Annotated in this window: 16 protein-coding genes; 5 read left to right on the top strand and 11 right to left on the bottom strand. The window is 60.5% G+C overall.

Annotated elements, in window-relative coordinates; genetic code table 11:
* Positions 1–35 precede the first annotated feature (35 nt).
* Positions 36–1,463, top strand: a complete 1,428-nt coding sequence (locus ABOK31_RS16965; RefSeq protein ID WP_349959003.1) for a DNA polymerase Y family protein — start codon at positions 36–38, stop codon at positions 1,461–1,463.
* Entirely contained in the window at positions 1,460–4,927 is a 3,468-nt protein-coding gene (locus tag ABOK31_RS16960) for an error-prone DNA polymerase (protein WP_349956828.1), read from the top strand. The genes ABOK31_RS16965 and ABOK31_RS16960 overlap by 4 nt, the downstream gene beginning before the upstream one ends.
* A gap of 85 nt (positions 4,928–5,012) precedes the next feature.
* On the opposite strand, the gene ABOK31_RS16955 is transcribed toward ABOK31_RS16960, so the two are convergent.
* The gene (locus ABOK31_RS16955; RefSeq protein WP_349959002.1) at positions 5,013–5,255 is read right to left on the bottom strand and encodes a hypothetical protein; all 243 of its coding nucleotides are present in this window, start codon (positions 5,253–5,255) and stop codon (positions 5,013–5,015) included.
* Between ABOK31_RS16955 and ABOK31_RS16950 the strand changes: the two genes are divergently transcribed.
* Together ABOK31_RS16950 and bfr are read left to right on the top strand one after the other, a co-directional pair.
* Positions 5,142–5,414, top strand: a complete 273-nt coding sequence (locus ABOK31_RS16950; RefSeq protein WP_245304927.1) for a (2Fe-2S)-binding protein — start codon at positions 5,142–5,144, stop codon at positions 5,412–5,414. The two genes, ABOK31_RS16955 and ABOK31_RS16950, sit on opposite strands and share 114 nt — an antisense overlap.
* Entirely contained in the window at positions 5,380–5,865 is a 486-nt protein-coding gene (gene bfr, locus ABOK31_RS16945) for a bacterioferritin (protein WP_075853386.1), read from the top strand. The genes ABOK31_RS16950 and bfr overlap by 35 nt, the downstream gene beginning before the upstream one ends.
* A 45-nt stretch (positions 5,866–5,910) precedes the next feature.
* On the opposite strand, the gene ABOK31_RS16940 is transcribed toward bfr, so the two are convergent.
* The 7 genes from ABOK31_RS16940 to ABOK31_RS16910 all read right to left on the bottom strand — a co-directional run bounded on the left by ABOK31_RS16940 (position 5,911) and on the right by ABOK31_RS16910 (position 12,516).
* A complete protein-coding gene (locus ABOK31_RS16940; protein WP_349956826.1) occupies positions 5,911–6,450 on the bottom strand; it encodes an RNA pyrophosphohydrolase in 540 nt (179 codons plus the stop codon).
* A gap of 40 nt (positions 6,451–6,490) precedes the next feature.
* A complete protein-coding gene (locus tag ABOK31_RS16935) occupies positions 6,491–7,684 on the bottom strand; it encodes a divergent polysaccharide deacetylase family protein (protein WP_349956824.1) in 1,194 nt (397 codons plus the stop codon).
* A gap of 327 nt (positions 7,685–8,011) precedes the next feature.
* A complete protein-coding gene (locus ABOK31_RS16930) occupies positions 8,012–9,340 on the bottom strand; it encodes a S41 family peptidase (RefSeq protein ID WP_349956822.1) in 1,329 nt (442 codons plus the stop codon).
* Positions 9,330–10,769 (bottom strand): murein hydrolase activator EnvC, encoded by a 1,440-nt coding sequence (locus ABOK31_RS16925; protein ID WP_349956821.1) that lies wholly within the window; start codon positions 10,767–10,769, stop codon positions 9,330–9,332. The genes ABOK31_RS16930 and ABOK31_RS16925 overlap by 11 nt, the downstream gene beginning before the upstream one ends.
* 188 nt (positions 10,770–10,957) lie before the next feature.
* Positions 10,958–11,440 (bottom strand): 23S rRNA (pseudouridine(1915)-N(3))-methyltransferase RlmH, encoded by a 483-nt coding sequence (gene rlmH, locus ABOK31_RS16920; protein ID WP_047634055.1) that lies wholly within the window; start codon positions 11,438–11,440, stop codon positions 10,958–10,960.
* Between the two features lie 171 nt (positions 11,441–11,611).
* A complete protein-coding gene (gene rsfS / locus ABOK31_RS16915) occupies positions 11,612–12,058 on the bottom strand; it encodes a ribosome silencing factor (protein ID WP_092718548.1) in 447 nt (148 codons plus the stop codon).
* A gap of 158 nt (positions 12,059–12,216) precedes the next feature.
* Positions 12,217–12,516, bottom strand: coding sequence for a DUF1330 domain-containing protein (locus ABOK31_RS16910; RefSeq protein ID WP_349956820.1), 300 nt, complete (start codon positions 12,514–12,516; stop codon positions 12,217–12,219).
* A gap of 173 nt (positions 12,517–12,689) precedes the next feature.
* Between ABOK31_RS16910 and ABOK31_RS16905 the strand changes: the two genes are divergently transcribed.
* Positions 12,690–13,073, top strand: coding sequence for a winged helix-turn-helix domain-containing protein (locus tag ABOK31_RS16905; protein WP_349958999.1), 384 nt, complete (start codon positions 12,690–12,692; stop codon positions 13,071–13,073).
* On the opposite strand, the gene modC is transcribed toward ABOK31_RS16905, so the two are convergent.
* From modC to modA, 3 genes are all read right to left on the bottom strand, one after another.
* Positions 13,074–14,147 carry a molybdenum ABC transporter ATP-binding protein gene (modC, locus tag ABOK31_RS16900; RefSeq protein WP_349956819.1) on the bottom strand — a complete coding sequence of 358 codons (1,074 nt, stop codon included), beginning with the start codon at positions 14,145–14,147 and terminating at the stop codon, positions 13,074–13,076. It lies immediately after the preceding gene.
* Positions 14,144–14,845 carry a molybdate ABC transporter permease subunit gene (gene modB / locus ABOK31_RS16895; protein ID WP_349956818.1) on the bottom strand — a complete coding sequence of 234 codons (702 nt, stop codon included), beginning with the start codon at positions 14,843–14,845 and terminating at the stop codon, positions 14,144–14,146. Before modB ends, modC begins: the two co-directional genes overlap by 4 nt.
* Before the next feature lie 85 nt (positions 14,846–14,930).
* Positions 14,931–15,728, bottom strand: a complete 798-nt coding sequence (gene modA / locus ABOK31_RS16890) for a molybdate ABC transporter substrate-binding protein (protein WP_349956817.1) — start codon at positions 15,726–15,728, stop codon at positions 14,931–14,933.
* Between the last annotated feature and the right edge of the window lie 429 nt (positions 15,729–16,157).

Raw genomic sequence — 16,157 nt, 5'->3', positions numbered from 1 at the left:
CGCCGCTTGCCTGTGCCGGCAAGCTCAACAATGCCATGCGACTGACAGCTCTTAACGAGCGCGCGGAGATGATCGGCTTGAAACAGGGTCAGGGCGTGGCCGAGGCGAAGGCGATCTGTCCCGATCTCGATGTGGTCGAGGAGGATCCGGCGGCGGACCGCAAGCTTCTGGAGGCGATCGCCGACTGGTGTGACCGCTATACGCCGCTGGTGGCGATCGACGGCAAGGATGGGCTTTTCCTCGATATTACTGGCTGCGCCCATCTCTTCGGCGGCGAAGAGGCGCTGCTCGAGGACATCCTGATCCGGATTTCCCGGCTGGGCTTCGATGTGCGCGGCGCCATTTCCTCCGCGCCGGGCCTGTCCTGGGCTGTTGCCCGCTTCGACGACAGCCGTGTCGTTCCTCCGGAGGCGATGGAAGAAGCCCTGGCGCCGTTGCCCGTCGCCTCCTTAAGGCTCGGAGAGGAAACGGTTGCGGCCCTGCAGAAGATGGGTCTGAAGCAGGTGGGCGATCTTCTGGCCGCGCCGCGGGCGCCGCTTGCCCGCCGTTTTGGCGCGCAACTGCTGTTGCGGCTCGACCAGGCCGTTGGTCTCGTCGAGGAGCCGATCTCGCCGCGCCGCCCGGTCGCGCAATTGTCGGCCGAGCGCCGTCTGGTCGAACCGGTACAGGCGGAAGAGGATATTCTTAAGCTTGCCCGCCAGCTTGCCGAAACCCTGAAGCCGGGGCTGGAAGCACGCGGTGTCGGCGGCCGTTCCTTCGAACTTCTGCTTTTCCGGGTGGACGGCGCGGTCTTCCGCATCGCCGCCGGTGCATCGCAGCCGCTGCGGGAGCCGAGCCGGATTTCAAGCCTGTTCACGGAACGCTTCGGGGCCATTCATGACGATCTCGACGTCGGTTACGGTTTCGAAATCATCCGCCTCAATGTGCTTCAGCATGCGCCTTTCGATGCAACGCAAGGCGATTTCGTCGGCGAAAACCGCCAGGAAGGGTCGCTTGCCGCCTTTGTCGATCGCGTGGCCGCGCGGCTGGGACCGGACTGCCTGCAAGGGTTCGAGCTGCGACAGAGCCATATCCCCGAGCGGGCCGTTCGGCCGATGCCGGCCATGGATCTCCTTGCCGCTCGCAGGCGGCCGGGCGGCGATGATGCCGGTCATGGCTTCTTCCGCGGCGAGCGGCCGCTGCGGCTGTTTCGCATGCCGGAGCTGGTCGAAACCATTGCCGCCGAAGTGCCTGATGGCCCTCCCCGGCAGTTCCGCTGGCGGCGGGTCATGCATCGGGTCAGCCGGGCCGAGGGGCCGGAGCGGCTTTCGGCGGAATGGTGGCTCGAGGACAGGCAAGAGCCTGCCCGTGATTATTTCCAGATCGAGGATGAAGAGGGTCATCGTTTTTGGCTGTTCCGCAAGGGGCTTTATGGTCGCAGCGGAACATCGCCGGACTGGTACATGCACGGGGTCTTCGCATGAACGCGCGCCCGAGCTTTCACGAACCCGTACCCTTCTGCGAGATTGGAGTCAGAACCAACTTCTCCTTTCTCGAGGGAGCCTCGCATCCGGAAGAGATCGTGGCGCAGGCCGCCATCCTGAGACTTTCCGGATTTGGGATTGCCGACCGCAATTCGGTTGCAGGCGTCGTCAAGGCGCATGCGCATACCAAGCTTCTCCAGGCGAAACATGAAGACACCATCAAGGAAAACCTTCTGCTTCGAGCCCAGGGAAAGCCGGAAAAGCCGTTCCTGAAGCCGGTTCGTTTCCAGCCTGGCGCCCGTCTGGTGTTCTCGGATGGCACGCCCGATATCCTTGCCTATCCGCAGAACCGCAAGGGCTGGGCGCATCTCTGCCGGCTTTTGAGCGCCGGCAATCTGCGTGGCGAGAAAGGCACCTGCATCCTCAATGAAAGCGACCTCGTGGAATGGGGCGACGAGATGATGCTGGCGTTGGTCCCCGATACGACAAGCGTCGAGACGCCGGAGGGGCAGGAAAAGCTGGAGCAATGTCTGAAACGGCTATGGATGCGCTTCGGCAGGAAGCTGCATATGGTCCTGTCGCCGGCCTATGACGGGCGGGACCGGATGGTCTTTGCCACGCTCTCCATTCTGGCACAGCGCAATGGCGTCCGGTTGATCGCCAGCAACCAGCCGCTCTATCACGCAACCGAACGCAAGCCGCTTGCCGATATCGTGATTTCGATCCGCGAACACGTGCCGATCGCTGAAGCCGGCTTCAAGCTGGCGGCCAATGCCGAGCGCTACATGAAGGACGCTGCCGAGATGGCGCGCCTTTTCCGGGATTATCCAAAAGCGATCGCCAATACACAGAAGTTTTTTAGCCGGCTGTCTTTTTCGCTGGATGAGCTGAAGCATAACTATCCCGACGAAAGTACCAAGGGCGAAACCGTTGCTGAGACGTTGAAGCGGCTGACGTGGGAGGGTGCCAGATGGCGCTTTCCTGATGGAATCCCGCCAAAGGTCTCGATGCAGATCGAGCATGAACTCGAGCTTATTCGGGAGCGGCAATATGAGCCATATTTCCTGACTGTGCATCGGATCATGGAGTTTGCCCGCAGCGAGCATATTCTGTGCCAGGGGCGTGGATCGGCGGCCAATTCGACGGTCTGCTACTGTCTCAGGATTACTGAGGTCAATCCGGAGATTACGATGCTTCTGTTCGAGCGTTTCATCTCCACAGAGCGGGAGGAACCACCAGACATCGACGTCGATTTCGAGCATGAGAAACGCGAAGAGGTCATTCAGTTTATCTACAGGCACTACAAGATGGAGCATGCCGGGCTGACGGCTGCCGTCACCAGCTATAGGGCGCGCTCGGCCGGCCGCGAAGTGGCGAAAGCCTTCGGCCTGTCTGAAGATGTACAGTCGGCTCTTGCAAGCGGTGTCTGGGGTTGGTCGACAGAGGACCTGTCCGAGCGCGAAGCGAAGATTGCCGGCCTCGATCTTAACGACAAGACGACAAAAAACGTCCTTTCCTATGCCTCGACGCTGATGGGATTTCCGCGACATCTAACCCAGCATGTCGGTGGTTTCGTCATCACCCGGGATCGGCTGGATGAGGTCGTGCCGATCATGCACACGGCGATGGATGATCGCTATATGATCGAGTGGAACAAGGACGATCTCGACAATCTCAACATATTGAAGATCGACGTGCTTGCGCTCGGCATGCTGACCTGTCTTGCCAAGGCCTTCGATCTGCTTTTGCTCAATTACGATGTGAAGAAGGAGCTCGCGGATCTTGGTTATGCCAACTATCCCGATGGTGGACCGGTCTATGACATGATCTGCCGCGCCGACACGATCGGCGTTTTCCAGATTGAAAGTCGTGCACAGATGAGCATGCTGCCGCGCCTTCGGCCCCGGGAGTTCTATGATCTGGTCATCGAGGTGGCGATCGTCCGCCCCGGTCCGATCCAGGGCAATATGGTGCATCCCTATCTCAAGCGACGGGAGGCCAAGCGGGCGGGGAAAAAACTCGACTATCCGAGTCCGGAGCTGGAGGCGGTGCTAAAACGCACGCTGGGCGTTCCTCTCTTTCAGGAACAGGCGATGCAGATCGCCATTACGGCGGCTGGATTTAAGCCTGCGGAAGCGGACAAGCTGCGTCGGGCTATGGCAACATTCAAGCGAACCGGGACTATCCATACTTTCGAGGAGAAGATGGTCGAGGGTATGGTCGCGAAGGGGTACGACCGTGAGTTCGCCAAGAACTGCTTCGAGCAGATCAAAGGCTTCGGCGAATATGGCTTTCCCGAAAGCCATGCGGCGTCCTTTGCTCTCCTCGTCTACGCCTCTTCCTGGCTCAAGGCCTATTATCCCGATATCTTCTGTGCGGCGATCCTCAATGCTCAGCCCATGGGCTTTTATGCGCCGGCGCAGCTGGTGCGCGATGCGCGCGAGCATGGCGTCGAGGTGCGGCCGGTGGATGTCAATCATTCGAGTTGGGATTGCCTGCTGGAAAAGGCGTCTTTCGATCGCAGTTCGGTCGAGCAGCGTCATGCGTCGATGCGCGAGATCATCAAGACGCAATGTGCCGTCCGCCTCGGTTTCCGGCAGGTCAAGGGCCTGTCCGAGGATGAGATGAAGCAGCTGGTCGAGCGCCGTGGTGATGGTTATCGCTCGGTGCGCGATCTCTGGCTGCGATCCGGACTTGCCAAGGCGCAGATCGAGCGTCTGGCGGATGCGGATGCGTTCGGTTCCATCAGCCTCAGCCGGCGTGAGGCGCTTTGGGCGGTGCGGGCGCTTGATGCCAGCAGCGCTGCCGAAAAGCTTCCCCTCTTCGATCTCGGCGACCATGCGGATCTGCAGCTCGAACCGGCGGTTTCTCTGCCCGAGATGCTACCCGGCGAGCAGGTCACCGAAGATTATCGCTATCTGTCCATGTCGCTGAAAGCGCATCCGGTTTCCTTCCTGCGCGCCGATTTCGCGCGGCAGGGTATTGTACGGAGCCGGGAACTGCCCGGTGTCGCCAATGGCCGGATGGTGACGATCGCCGGGCTGGTGCTGGTGCGCCAGCGGCCGGGCTCGGCCAATGGGGTGATCTTCATGACGCTCGAAGACGAGACTGGCGTCGCCAATGCGATCGTCTGGCCGAAGAAGTTCGAGAAATACCGTGCCATTGTCATGGGGGCACGATTGGTGAAGATCCGCGGCCGCCTGCAGAGCGAAAGCGGCGTCATCCATGTGGTGGTCAATCATATCGAGGATATGACGCCGGCACTCGGCATCCTACAGCGCGAGGCAAGGCGTTTCGGCGTCAGCGACCGGGCGGATGAGGCGCTACGGCCGACCATGGATCACAGGCAGAAGAAAAAATCTGCCCTGCTGCCGCGTCCATCCGGTGCAGGGACAGCGGCGGAAGGCCCCAGCAATGGCGTGGAAACGGCAAAGGTCATGCCGCGAGGTCGCAATTTCCATTGAGATTCTGGGAGATTCGAGGCCTTTCATCCGGAGGTCGCGAGCCAATGCTCCTGTCATCCAATCAAACCGGCAATCAAACCGGCGATTAAAATGAATCGTTTCTTTCTTGACAAAGGGCGTCTTCTTTAGCAGATAACAAGACAGCGGATGTCATGTTTGACGGGCTGAGCGAAGAATGCTGGTTTGCAGTTGTAATTACATCACTGACAAGGAAATCCGGGAGGTCATCACCGAACTCCTCGATCAGGACTGTTGGCAGCTCATCGTTCCCGCCAAGGTTTATCACGCCATGGAAAAGCGCGGCCGCTGCTGCGGCTGTTTCCCGAATGTCGTTGATATCATTATACAGACAACCGAAGATTATCATGCCCGTCGGCACTCGACGGAAGCCGAAATATTTGATTTCATGTCCCGCCTGAAAAAATTCCATGAAGACAACAGGAGAGCGGACATTGAAAGGCGACAAAAAAGTCATCGAGCGGCTTAACGAGGCGCTGTTCCTCGAGCTTGGCGCAGTCAACCAGTATTGGGTTCACTATCGACTCCTCGAGGACTGGGGCTACACCAAGCTCGCCAAGAAGGAGCGTGCGGAATCCATCGAGGAGATGCAGCACGCCGACCGTCTCGTCGCTCGCATTATCTTCCTTGAAGGTCATCCCAATCTGCAGACGCTGGCGCCGCTACGCATCGGTCAGAACGTCAAGGAAGTGCTGGAAGCCGATCTTGCCGGCGAATACGACGCCCGCACGGCCTACAAGAAGTCGCGCGATATCTGTCATGACGCCGGCGACTATGTTTCCATGAAGCTGTTCGAAGAGCTGTTGACGGATGAGGAAGGCCATATCGACTTCCTCGAAACCCAGCTCGAGCTGCTCGGAAAAATCGGCGAAGCCAAGTACGGCCAGCTCAACGCTGACTCCGCCGATTCCGCAGAATAATCGACATCTTACGAAACCGGCCGCCAAGCGGCCGGTTGTCTTCGTTCAGTCCTCGGCCTTCAGGCCGGCCAGATGGCTGAATTCCGAAACGACCTGCTCGTAGACCGATCGCTTGAAGGCGACGATCAATCCGGGAAGCTCGGCCATCGGCTTCCATCCCCAGGCATCGAATTCCGCTTCATGGCCGCCCGGCGGAGGGTTGATGGCGATCTCGCTCTCGTCGCCGTCGAAGCGGAAGGCGAACCAGCGCTGCGTCTGGCCGCGATATTTTCCTTTGAGGCCGATGCCGATCAGCTGCGGCGGCAGATCGTAGTTGATCCAGTCCTTCGCCTCGGCCATCAGGGTCACGGTTTTCATGCCCGTTTCCTCGTAAAGCTCGCGATAGGCGGCTTTCAGCGGATCTTCGCCTTCGTCTATGCCGCCCTGCGGCATCTGCCAGAGCTGCGGCGAGCCGTCATATTCGGAATTGCCGTCCGGAATACGGCGGCCGGCCCAGACCAGGCCATTCCGGTTCAGGATCATGATGCCGACACAGGGGCGGTAGGGCAGGTCTTCGGCTCTTACGGACGCGTGGGGCGTGCTCATTTCTCTCTCCAGGATCAGGCCCAGGAAACCAGGCCAGGGGTCAGGGATGTTTAGGGTCGTCGGCAAGCGCCGAGACGGCAACGATTTCAATGCCACGCATGGCGGCCTCCTCGCTCCATTTGCTAATGGCGTCAACACTCTCGTCGAAGGCGGAGGCGACGCCGATCGCGGAACCGTTGCGGCGGGCAACGCGCTCGAGTTCGTCAAGTTTCCTGAGTATGGCGTCCTGTTGAAGCTCTCCGTCGAGCTGAACATCGGCAAAGGCGTGCGGCACGTCCAACGTCTTGGCGAGCGTTCCGGATTTGGATTGCGCCGAAGAGCCGTCATCCAGGAACAGCAGGCCGCGCTTGCCGATATCGCGCAGCACCGGTTCCATGGCGCCGGGATTGGCCAGAAAGCGGCCGCCGAGATAGTTCATGACGCCGGTGTAATTGGTGATTTTGCCCATCGCCTTATGCAGGTTTTCGACATTCTTTGCAGCCGACAGCGAGGTCAGCAGCGTATCCGGGCCTGGATTGTTGCTGGGATAGTCGAAGGGCTCGAACGGCACCTGGATGAGGATCTCATGGCCACCGCGCCGTGCCTCCTGCATCCAGCGCTGCAGGCTGTTGCCGCTGACGGCAAAGGCGAGCGTGATTTCTTCCGGCAGCTTCTCGATGGCGCGCTGCGTGCCGGTCTGGCTGAGGCCAAGGCCGCTGACGACAATGGCGACGCGGGTGCCGCGAGCGCCTGACCAGGGCCGCGCATATTGATCCATCGGCCTCAGGCCGCTCGGTGAGATAATCGGCAGCTTGCCGAAGGGCGAATCCTCCAGCAGGCTGTCATTCGGCGTTGCCGCCATGCGTGGGTCCTGGCCCACCTGATTGGCGTTGATCAATACCGGGCCGCTGCCGTCACGATTGTTCGGGCTGAACATGGTGACGACCGAACCGTCGCCGGTAACGATGCGTGTGGCATTGGCGCCGGATTGCGGATCGACCTGCGTCAACCCGGCCTGGTCGGTTTTCTCGGTCGCAGCAGGCTTGGTTTCGGCCGGAGGGGCCGGATCTTCCTTCTTTGCCGCCTCTACCGGCTGGGTCTTTTGCAGGTGATCGCGCAGAAGCGCCGAATAGAGAGAAAAGCCGGCGATCGCGATCAGACAGAAGCCGCCGAGAATGCGTCCAAAGGGGATGGAGCGCCGCTGGCGGCCGGGGCCGCGATTCTGTCCCAACGGTGCATGCAAATCCGTTCCCAAATTTCAATCCACCCCAAGCGGAAAACTGTATCGGCCTTGAGCATATCGCTCGCGGCGAAGCGGAAAAATGCCCGCGGCACTCAAAGTGCTAGAACGGTTCAGTTTTCATGGAATCTCTGAACCGCTCTATCTCTTTTTTCACGCAATTCCGGACGGAAAACCGCTGCGCACTTTTCCTGGAATTGCTCTAGAACATGAACAAAACTGTTTCCGAACAAGGCCGGATTCATATGAAATTGAGGCCGGCCGAGAAGAGCGGAACGATACGCGTTATCCCGCTCCCTCATCATGAAAGCGCCGGGTCTGTTTCCAGCCCGGCGCCAATCCTTACTTGGAGGAAACCGCCTTTTCGGGGTTCGGCGGGAAGGCCGGATCTGTCTTGGCGCCACGCAGCAGGTCGAGCGCGTAGTTGAGCTGGATATCGTCCTTCGGGTCCGGCGGCACATAGGCCGACGAGCCGGAGCCCTTATCGGTTTCGCTCTGGCCCTTGATGTGGCCCGGCAGGCTGGATTCGCCCTCTGTCGTCAGCTTGCCCTTCAGATCGTCCGGCAGCGGCTGGTCTACCTTGATATCAGGCGTGATGCCGGTGCCCTGGATTGAGCGGCCTGAGGGCGTATAGTAGAGCGCCGTCGTTAGGCGCAGCGCGCCGTTGCCATCACCGAGCGGAATGATCGTCTGAACCGAGCCCTTGCCGAAGGACTGGGTGCCGAGAATGGTGGCGCGTCGCAGATCCTGCAGGGCGCCGGCGACGATTTCCGAAGCGGAAGCCGAGCCGCCGTTGGTAAGCACGATGATCGGCTTACCGTCGGTCAGATCGCCGGGCGTGGCGTTGAAGCGGCGGGTCTCGTCCGGATTGCGGCCGCGTGTGGAAACGATCTCGCCCCGCTCGAGCACGTCGTCGGCGACATTGATCGCTTGGTCGAGCAAGCCACCCGGGTTAAGTCGCAGGTCGAGGACGTAGCCCTTCAGCTTGTCGGCCGGAATATCCTTCTTGATCTTGGCGATCGCGGCTTCGAGATCCGGCGTGGTCTTTTCGGTGAAGGAAATAATACGGATATAGCCGACATCGCCGCCTTCCTCGCGCGACTTGACGGCGGCGACGGCGATGACGTCACGCATCACTGTGAGCTCGATCGGCTTGTCGACGCCCTTGCGCATCAAGGTGAGCTTGATCGGCGTCTTGACCGGACCGCGCATCTTCTCGACGGCGTCTTCCAGCTTCAGGCCGCGGACGGACTGGCCGTCGATGGCGGTGATATAGTCGCCAGCAAGAACACCGGCCTTGGCGGCGGGCGTATCGTCGATCGGGGTGATGACCTTGACGAGATCGTTGTCCATCGTCACTTCGATGCCGAGACCGCCGAACTCACCCTTGGTCTGGGTGCGCATGTCTTCCGCATCCTTGGCATTCATGTAGCTCGAATGCGGGTCCAGCGAAGAGAGCATGCCGTTGATGGCGGCTTCGATAAGCTTGTCTTCCTGCGGCGGCGTCACATACTGCGCGCGGACGCGCTCAAAGACGTCGCCGAAAATCGACAACTCCTTATAGGTGGAAGTGCCAGCGGCTTCCGCCGGCGCTACCGCCGAGTAGATAACGCTCATCGCGGTCGCACCCATCAATGCGCCGACGAGAACAAGAGAAGCCCTACGTATCATTGCGTGCCTTTCCAGTGTCTTTGGAGGTCCACCAGGGCCGAGAATCGACCGGTTTTCCATCTTTTCGGAATTCAATGTAAAGCGTTGGCCGATCCGTTTCCAGCGCCAATGCGGTCGCGCTCGCGACTCTTTTTTGGCCCATCGTGGCAAGCGGCTCGCCAGCGAAGACGAATCTGCCAGGGCGCGTCTTGATCGCGTCCATGCCCGACAGCACCATGTGATAGCCGTCGCCCGTATCCAGGATGATCATCTGTCCGTAGCTGCGAAACGCGCCGGCATAGACGACCGTGCCGTCGGCGGGAGCCGTGACGAGCGCATCGGGGCCGGTCGCGACGGTCAATCCCATCGCGGTATGGCCCGTGCCATCGTCGTCGCCGAACTGGCGGAGAGTATCGCCCGCCACGGGCAGCTCCAACTTTTTCTTCAGGTCTGAGAATGGATATGCGGGCGTAATGCGGTTTTTATCGGGCACGCCGTTCTCGGCAAGGGCCTTGGCCTGCTCGCGTTGCTGTTCGGTCATCTGAGCCCGGCGCGCTTCTTCCGCACGGGCCGCGGTGGCGGCGTCACGCACGGAGCCTATCTGGCTTTCGAGCGAGGCGACGAGACCTTCCAGGCTGGTTGCCTGGCCCGCCAGCTCTTCCGCGCGTTTGCGCTCCCCCTCGAGCTGGGCGGCATTTTCCTTGTTGTGCTTGTCGTTCTCCGCAATCAGCAGATCCATGCGCCGCTCCTCCTCCAGACTGTTGGTCATGGTGGCGGTGAAGCTTGCTTTTTCGGTTGCAGCGTCGGTTTGCAGCTTGCTGAGGTCGGTGAGATCGGCAATGAGCTTGTCCGTCTCCTTGCGCATTCCGGGCACGACGGCACCGAGAAGAATGGCGCTGCGCACCGAGGCGAGCGCATCGTCCGGCGTCACCAGCAGGGCGGGCGGCGGATTGCGTCCCATACGCTCCAAGGCGCCTAATACCTCGGCCAGCAGGGCGCGGCGATCGTGAAGGGAGGCGCGGATCTTGTCTTCCTTGACGGCAAGATCCGTCAGCGTCTTCTCGCTCCGCTGGATCTTTCGATCCAAGTCCTTGCGGCGGGCGGCACTATCGATCAGCGCCTGGCGCAGGCTGGCGGTGCTCTTGTCGAGCGAGGCGATGCTGTCTTCCAGCTCCTTCGTCTTGTCGGAGGAAAGACTAATCGTCTTTGAAAGTGCGTCGAGCTGCGTGCGGGTCTCGTCGCGCTTGCGGGCAAGGTCTGCAGCCGGGTCAGGCGCCTGCTGCCCAGGCAGCGCCGATGCCGTCGTGGAAGGGCGATCGTCAGGCGCCTGCGGCGCGATGGCATCAGCTTCCTGCGCGACGGCGACGTCCTCCCGGGAGAAAGGACCTGTCATATAAGCGCCCATGCCGAGAGATGCCGCCAAAACTGGCAGCACGAGACGCGAAAGCATGGGCGGGGCTTTTCTCATCCAGTCGATTCGGGCCTGGTCCCTTCAGATCACGCGAAAATAAGCTGATTTGCCGCGATCATCCAGGAAGCATCGTCATTTTCAGGGCGGGAATCAAAACACGCCTGTGTGAGCGTTTCGTTAACGCAAAAGAACCGAAAGCCAAACAGTTTTCGAAATGGGACAGGTGATTACACCCGGTGATAGGGGTGACCGGAGAGGATGGTGACGGCGCGGTAGAGCTGTTCGGCGATGAGAATGCGCACGAGCTGATGCGGCCAGGTCAATTTGCCGAGGCAAATGGTCATGTCGGCCTTGTCGTAAAGTGCCGGATCCAGGCCGTCGGCGCCGCCGATGGCGATCGTCAGGTCGCGCTTGCCCTGATCGCGGTATGTCCCGAGCATGGCGGCGAAGGCTTCGCTGTCGAGCGCCTTGCCGCGCTCGTCGAGAAGAATGAGGACGCCGCCTTCGGGATGCGCCTTTTGTAAGAGGCCCGCCTCTTCGCGCTTGCGGGTCTCGCTATTGGAGGCACGGCTTTCGGCAACCTCGGTCATGCGCGCCATTTCCAGGCCGATGGCCGGCCCGGCCTTGGCGAAACGGTCGAGATAGCGCGCCGCAAGATCCTTTTCAGGGCCGGCTTTCAGCCGTCCCACCGCAAAAAGACCTATCCGCATCCCCGCTCCCACGCATATCCGCCGTCATGGCGGCACAAAACAAAACCCTGGCCGGAAGCTCATCTCCGGCGATGTAAAGCTGCGAACCGTGGCCGGGAAGAATTCCTTGGAACATCCCGCATTCCGGACGGAAAACCGCTATGCACTTTTCCTGGAAATGCGGTCGCCCGGCTAGTGCAGCGTGCCTTCGTCGAGATCGGGTGCCGCCCACATCTTTTCGATGTTGTAGAACTCGCGAATCTCGGGTCGGAAGACATGAACGATGATGTCGCCGGTGTCGATCAACACCCAGTCGCCGCCATCGAGACCTTCGACGCGGGCATTGCCAAAACCCTCGTCCTTGAGATCGGTCATGAGATGGTCGGCAATCGCCAGGACATGGCGGTTCGACCGGCCGGAGACAACGACCATGTAGTCTCCAAGCGCAGATTTGCCGGCAATGTCGATGGTGACGATATTCTCGGCCTTGGAATCCTCGAGGCTAACGAGGACGGCTTGCAGGGCGCGGGCAGCGGCATCGGCGCCACGTTCCGAGCTCTTCGGGATAACGACAGGCGTTCTTCCCTTGGCGTGTACTGTTGTCAGTGCTCTTCCTTCCTTGAGTAACAGAACATGCACATATGCGATCTGAGTCGATCACACCATAAAGATAGGCATCAAAGCATTAAGGTTTCAAGACGCCGGAGGCCATCTTCAGGCATTGAAGACAAGGATTTGTGTCCGAATAAGGCGCTTTCGCACCAGATATGGGTGAATATTCGTGCCGGCGGCCGAAGTCAGGCTTCCCGGCTTACTCCGTCGACCAGAATGAGATTGCGGCTGAGAGCCTGATCGCGGACCGCGAGAGCATGTGCATATTCCGGCGAACGATACCAGGCCCTCGCCCGTTCCAAATCCGGAAATTCCACGATCACGATCGCACGCGGCGACCAATCGCCTTCCAGCTGCTCGATCGCGCCGCCGCGGACAAGATAGTGCCCGCCATGGTGGGCAATGGAGGCGGCCGCGCGGGTCCGGTAGGTCTGGAAGGCGTCGGCATCCCGGACGGTGACGTCGGAAATGATATAGGCTGGCATCGATCTCCTCCTCTAAAACCCACGGCTCGCGCGATCCTTGCTAGGCGCGCCAATGTGCTCTTCCATGGAAGATCAGATAGGCCGGCGCTGCCGCTCGTCCATTTTCCGCCGGCATGTACAGCCAGGTGAAGGCCGCGTATACACTCTATCAGACCTCAAATGTTACAGATGCCATGACAGATGCTCCGCAGCCACCGTTGAAGCCCATCCTCCGCATCAGCTTTTCGGGGCAGGACCGGCTCGGGCGCGGCAAGATGGAGCTCCTCGAACATATTCAGGAAACCGGCTCGATCTCGGCCGCCGGCCGCGCCATGGATATGTCGTATCGTCGGGCCTGGCTGCTCATCAGCGAATTGAACCATATGTTCCGCGAACCGGTGGTGGAATCGCAGCGTGGCGGCCAGAAGGGCGGCGGAGCGGCGCTCACCCCGTTCGGCGAGGAGTTGCTACGGCGCTTCCGCAGCATGGAAACGACGCTGCGCGCGGCCATAGCCGACGATCTGAACTGGCTGGAGGTCAATCGCAACCCGGCCGAGGCTTCTTCGGAGAAATCCTGATTAATGTTCCAGTGCCACGGTCTTGATGACGGCATGGATTGGCAGGCCGATGCGCAAGCCCAGCCGCTCGGCTGAGAATTGCGTGATGCGAGCGACTACGATATCGCCGCCGCAATCGACCCTGACCTCCGCGGTTCCGTCGGCTGCCGTGCCGATCCCCAGCACTTCGCCATCGAGGATATTGAGGGCACTGAGGCCTTCTGGCCGCGCCGTCGCCAGCATGACATCGCGGGCAGGAATGTGGACGCGTACCGTCTTGCCGACGGCCGCCGCCTGACCCGGCACGACCAGTTTTGCCGTCTTCAGGGCGACAATGGTCAGATGATGCCGGTCGTCCATCGATTCCACACGGCCTTCCAGCAGCACGCCGGCTTCGCGGCGGTCGGCCGCCAGCGGGCCGGAGAGCCGGCTGAAGATATCGACGGCAGCACCGATTGCCTCGACCTTGCCGTCACGCATGACGACGACGCGGTTGGCCAGCCGAGCCACTTCGGCGATCGAGTGGCTGACATAGATGATCGGTATCTTCGTCTCGTCGCGCAGCCGCTCCAGATAGGGAAGGATTTCCGCCTTGCGGGCTTCGTCGAGTGCTGCGAGCGGCTCGTCCATCAATAGGAGCCTCGGCGAGGAAAGCAGGGCGCGGCCGATCGCAACGCGCTGCTTCTCGCCGCCGGAAAGCTTGGCCGGCCGGCGGTCCAGTAGCGCGCCGATGCCGAGGAGATCGACGACGCCGTCGAAGCTCTCGCTGCGCTCGTTTCGCGGAGCGAACCAGCGGCCGTAATTGAGGTTCTGCCGCACCGAAAGATGCGGAAACAGGCGTGCTTCCTGGAAAACATAGCCGAAGCGGCGGTGGTGGCGCGGCACGAAGATCTGCCTGCCGGCGTCGGCGAGAACCGTGTCGTCGAGACTGACGCGGCCGTGATCGGGCCGGATCAGGCCGGCAATGATGCGGACGATCGACGTTTTGCCTGAACCGGAGCGGCCGAATAAGGCGGTTACGCCGCCATCGGAGGTGAATGCGGCCTCCAGCGAAAAGGCGCCGAGGCGATGGCGGATATCGACCGAAAGCGTCATTCGAAATCCACCCTCCGGCCGGCGAGATAGGCAAGGAATTCCGAAGCGAGCAGCGCTGCCATGGAAATGATGATCGCGACGATGGTCAGCCGCATGGCGCCGGCATCGCCGCCCGGAACCTGGGTGAAGGTGTAGATGGCCGAAGACAGGGTCTGTGTCTCGCCGGGAATATTGGAGACGAAGGTGACAGTGGCGCCGAATTCGCCCATGGCCTTGGCGAAGGAGAGGATCATGCCGGCGATGATGCCTGGCAGGATCAGGGGCAGGGTCACGGTCCCGAAGGTCCAGATGGGGCTCGCGCCGAGCGTGCCGGCTGCCTCTTCAAGCTTGCGGTCGACGGCCTCGATCGACAGGCGGATGCTTCTCACCATCAGCGGAAAACCCATGACGCCGCAGGCGAGTGCGGCCCCCGTCCAGCGAAACGAGAAGACGAGGCCGAGATATTGCTCGAACAGAGCGCCGATCGGCCCCTTGCGGCCAAAGAGGATGAGCAGGATGAAGCCGGTAACGACGGGTGGCAGGATCAGGGGCAGATGGATGAGGCCATTGAGGATGGATTTGCCCCAGAAGCGACCGCGTGCGAGCAGAAGCGCCGCGCCGATGCCGAAGGGCAGGCTCACCAGCATGGCGACGATGGAGACACGCAGGCTCAGCTCTATCGCCGTCCATTCATCGCTGCTCAAACCCAATGCGTCCAAATCCCGCCCCTTGAAACATCTCAGGCCCGCCATGGTCGGCGAGCCTGATGATTGAACTCTCATGCCTGACTTGCGGTGATGACGCTCACTGCTTCAGGATGGTGAAGCCCTCATGCTCGAAGAAGGGAACAGCCTTAGCCGATTTCAGATAGTCGAAATAGGCTTGAACGTCCGGGTTCTTGCTGCTGCTGGTGATGGCGAAGGGGTAGACGATCGGCGGGTGGCTGTCTGCCGGGAAGGTCCCGACGACGGCAACGCCCGGATCGGCCGAGACGTCGGTCTGGTAGACGATGCCGTAGGGCGCTTCGCCGCGCGAAACGAGCGCGAGTGCGGCACGAACGCTTTCGGCACCGGCAACCTTCTTTTCGACTGACGACCAGACGCCGAGCTTTTCCAGCGCGCTCTTGCCGTATTTGCCTGCCGGCACCGATTCCGGTTGGCCGATCGCCAGACGGCCGTCGCCAAGAAGGGCTGCGAGGTCAAAGCCGTGCTTGATGTCGACTGGCTTCGCCTTGTCCTTGGCGGCGACGAGAACGAGCTTGTTGCCGAGGAGGTTCACCCGGCTGTCGTCCTTGATCAGCTTCTTGCCAGCGACATAATCCATCCAGTTGGTATCGGCTGATATGAAGACATCGGCGGGTGCGCCGTTTTCAAGCTGCTTGGCAAGCGGTCCGCTCGCGGCATAGGAGACGGTGACCTCCTTGCCGGTTTCCTTGGTGAAGGCGGCATCGGCATTGTCGAGCGCGTTCTTCATGCTGGCGGCGGCAAAGACGACGATCTTGTCGGCGGCGAACGCTGGCGTCGGAATGACCGAGAGGCCGAGCCATGCGGCTGATACTGCGGCGGTTGCAAGCTTGATCCATTGGCGTCGGCTGGTGGTCATCTTAATTCTCCCCAAAGATGTCGACATGTCTCGACAGATATAACGGCGGGAGAGGCTTGGCTAGGGATGTATTTGCAAAAATATATCGCGAAATTGTCACGTAACCCTACGAATTCTATGGATTTTCCGTGGCGTAGTGCATACGAAGGGTTTCAGGCATTGCAAAAATGCATGACTGGATTCGCCCAACGGCTTGGCGAACGCTCACGAAGCAAGACGTAACGTTACGAACCGTGCGATTGTGGGCCTTTATTGTGGTTGTTTGATTCCGGCAGTGAAAATCCGAATGCCGCAATTCTGCAAAAGAAGCGTTTTTTGGGCAGAAAATTTTCATAGTCATGCGCTATATGCATTGCTGCATTGCGCAATCGATCATTTATCAATCGGTAAAATCTGCTAAAACATAATCATCGAAACGGCGATCTCCTC

Source organism: Rhizobium sp. ZPR4 (genome assembly GCF_040215725.1).
In the GTDB taxonomy this organism is placed as follows: domain Bacteria; phylum Pseudomonadota; class Alphaproteobacteria; order Rhizobiales; family Rhizobiaceae; genus Rhizobium; species Rhizobium rhizogenes_D.
The sequence above is the reverse complement of the archived record's forward strand: the minus strand, read 5'-3'. Positions and strand labels throughout refer to the sequence as shown.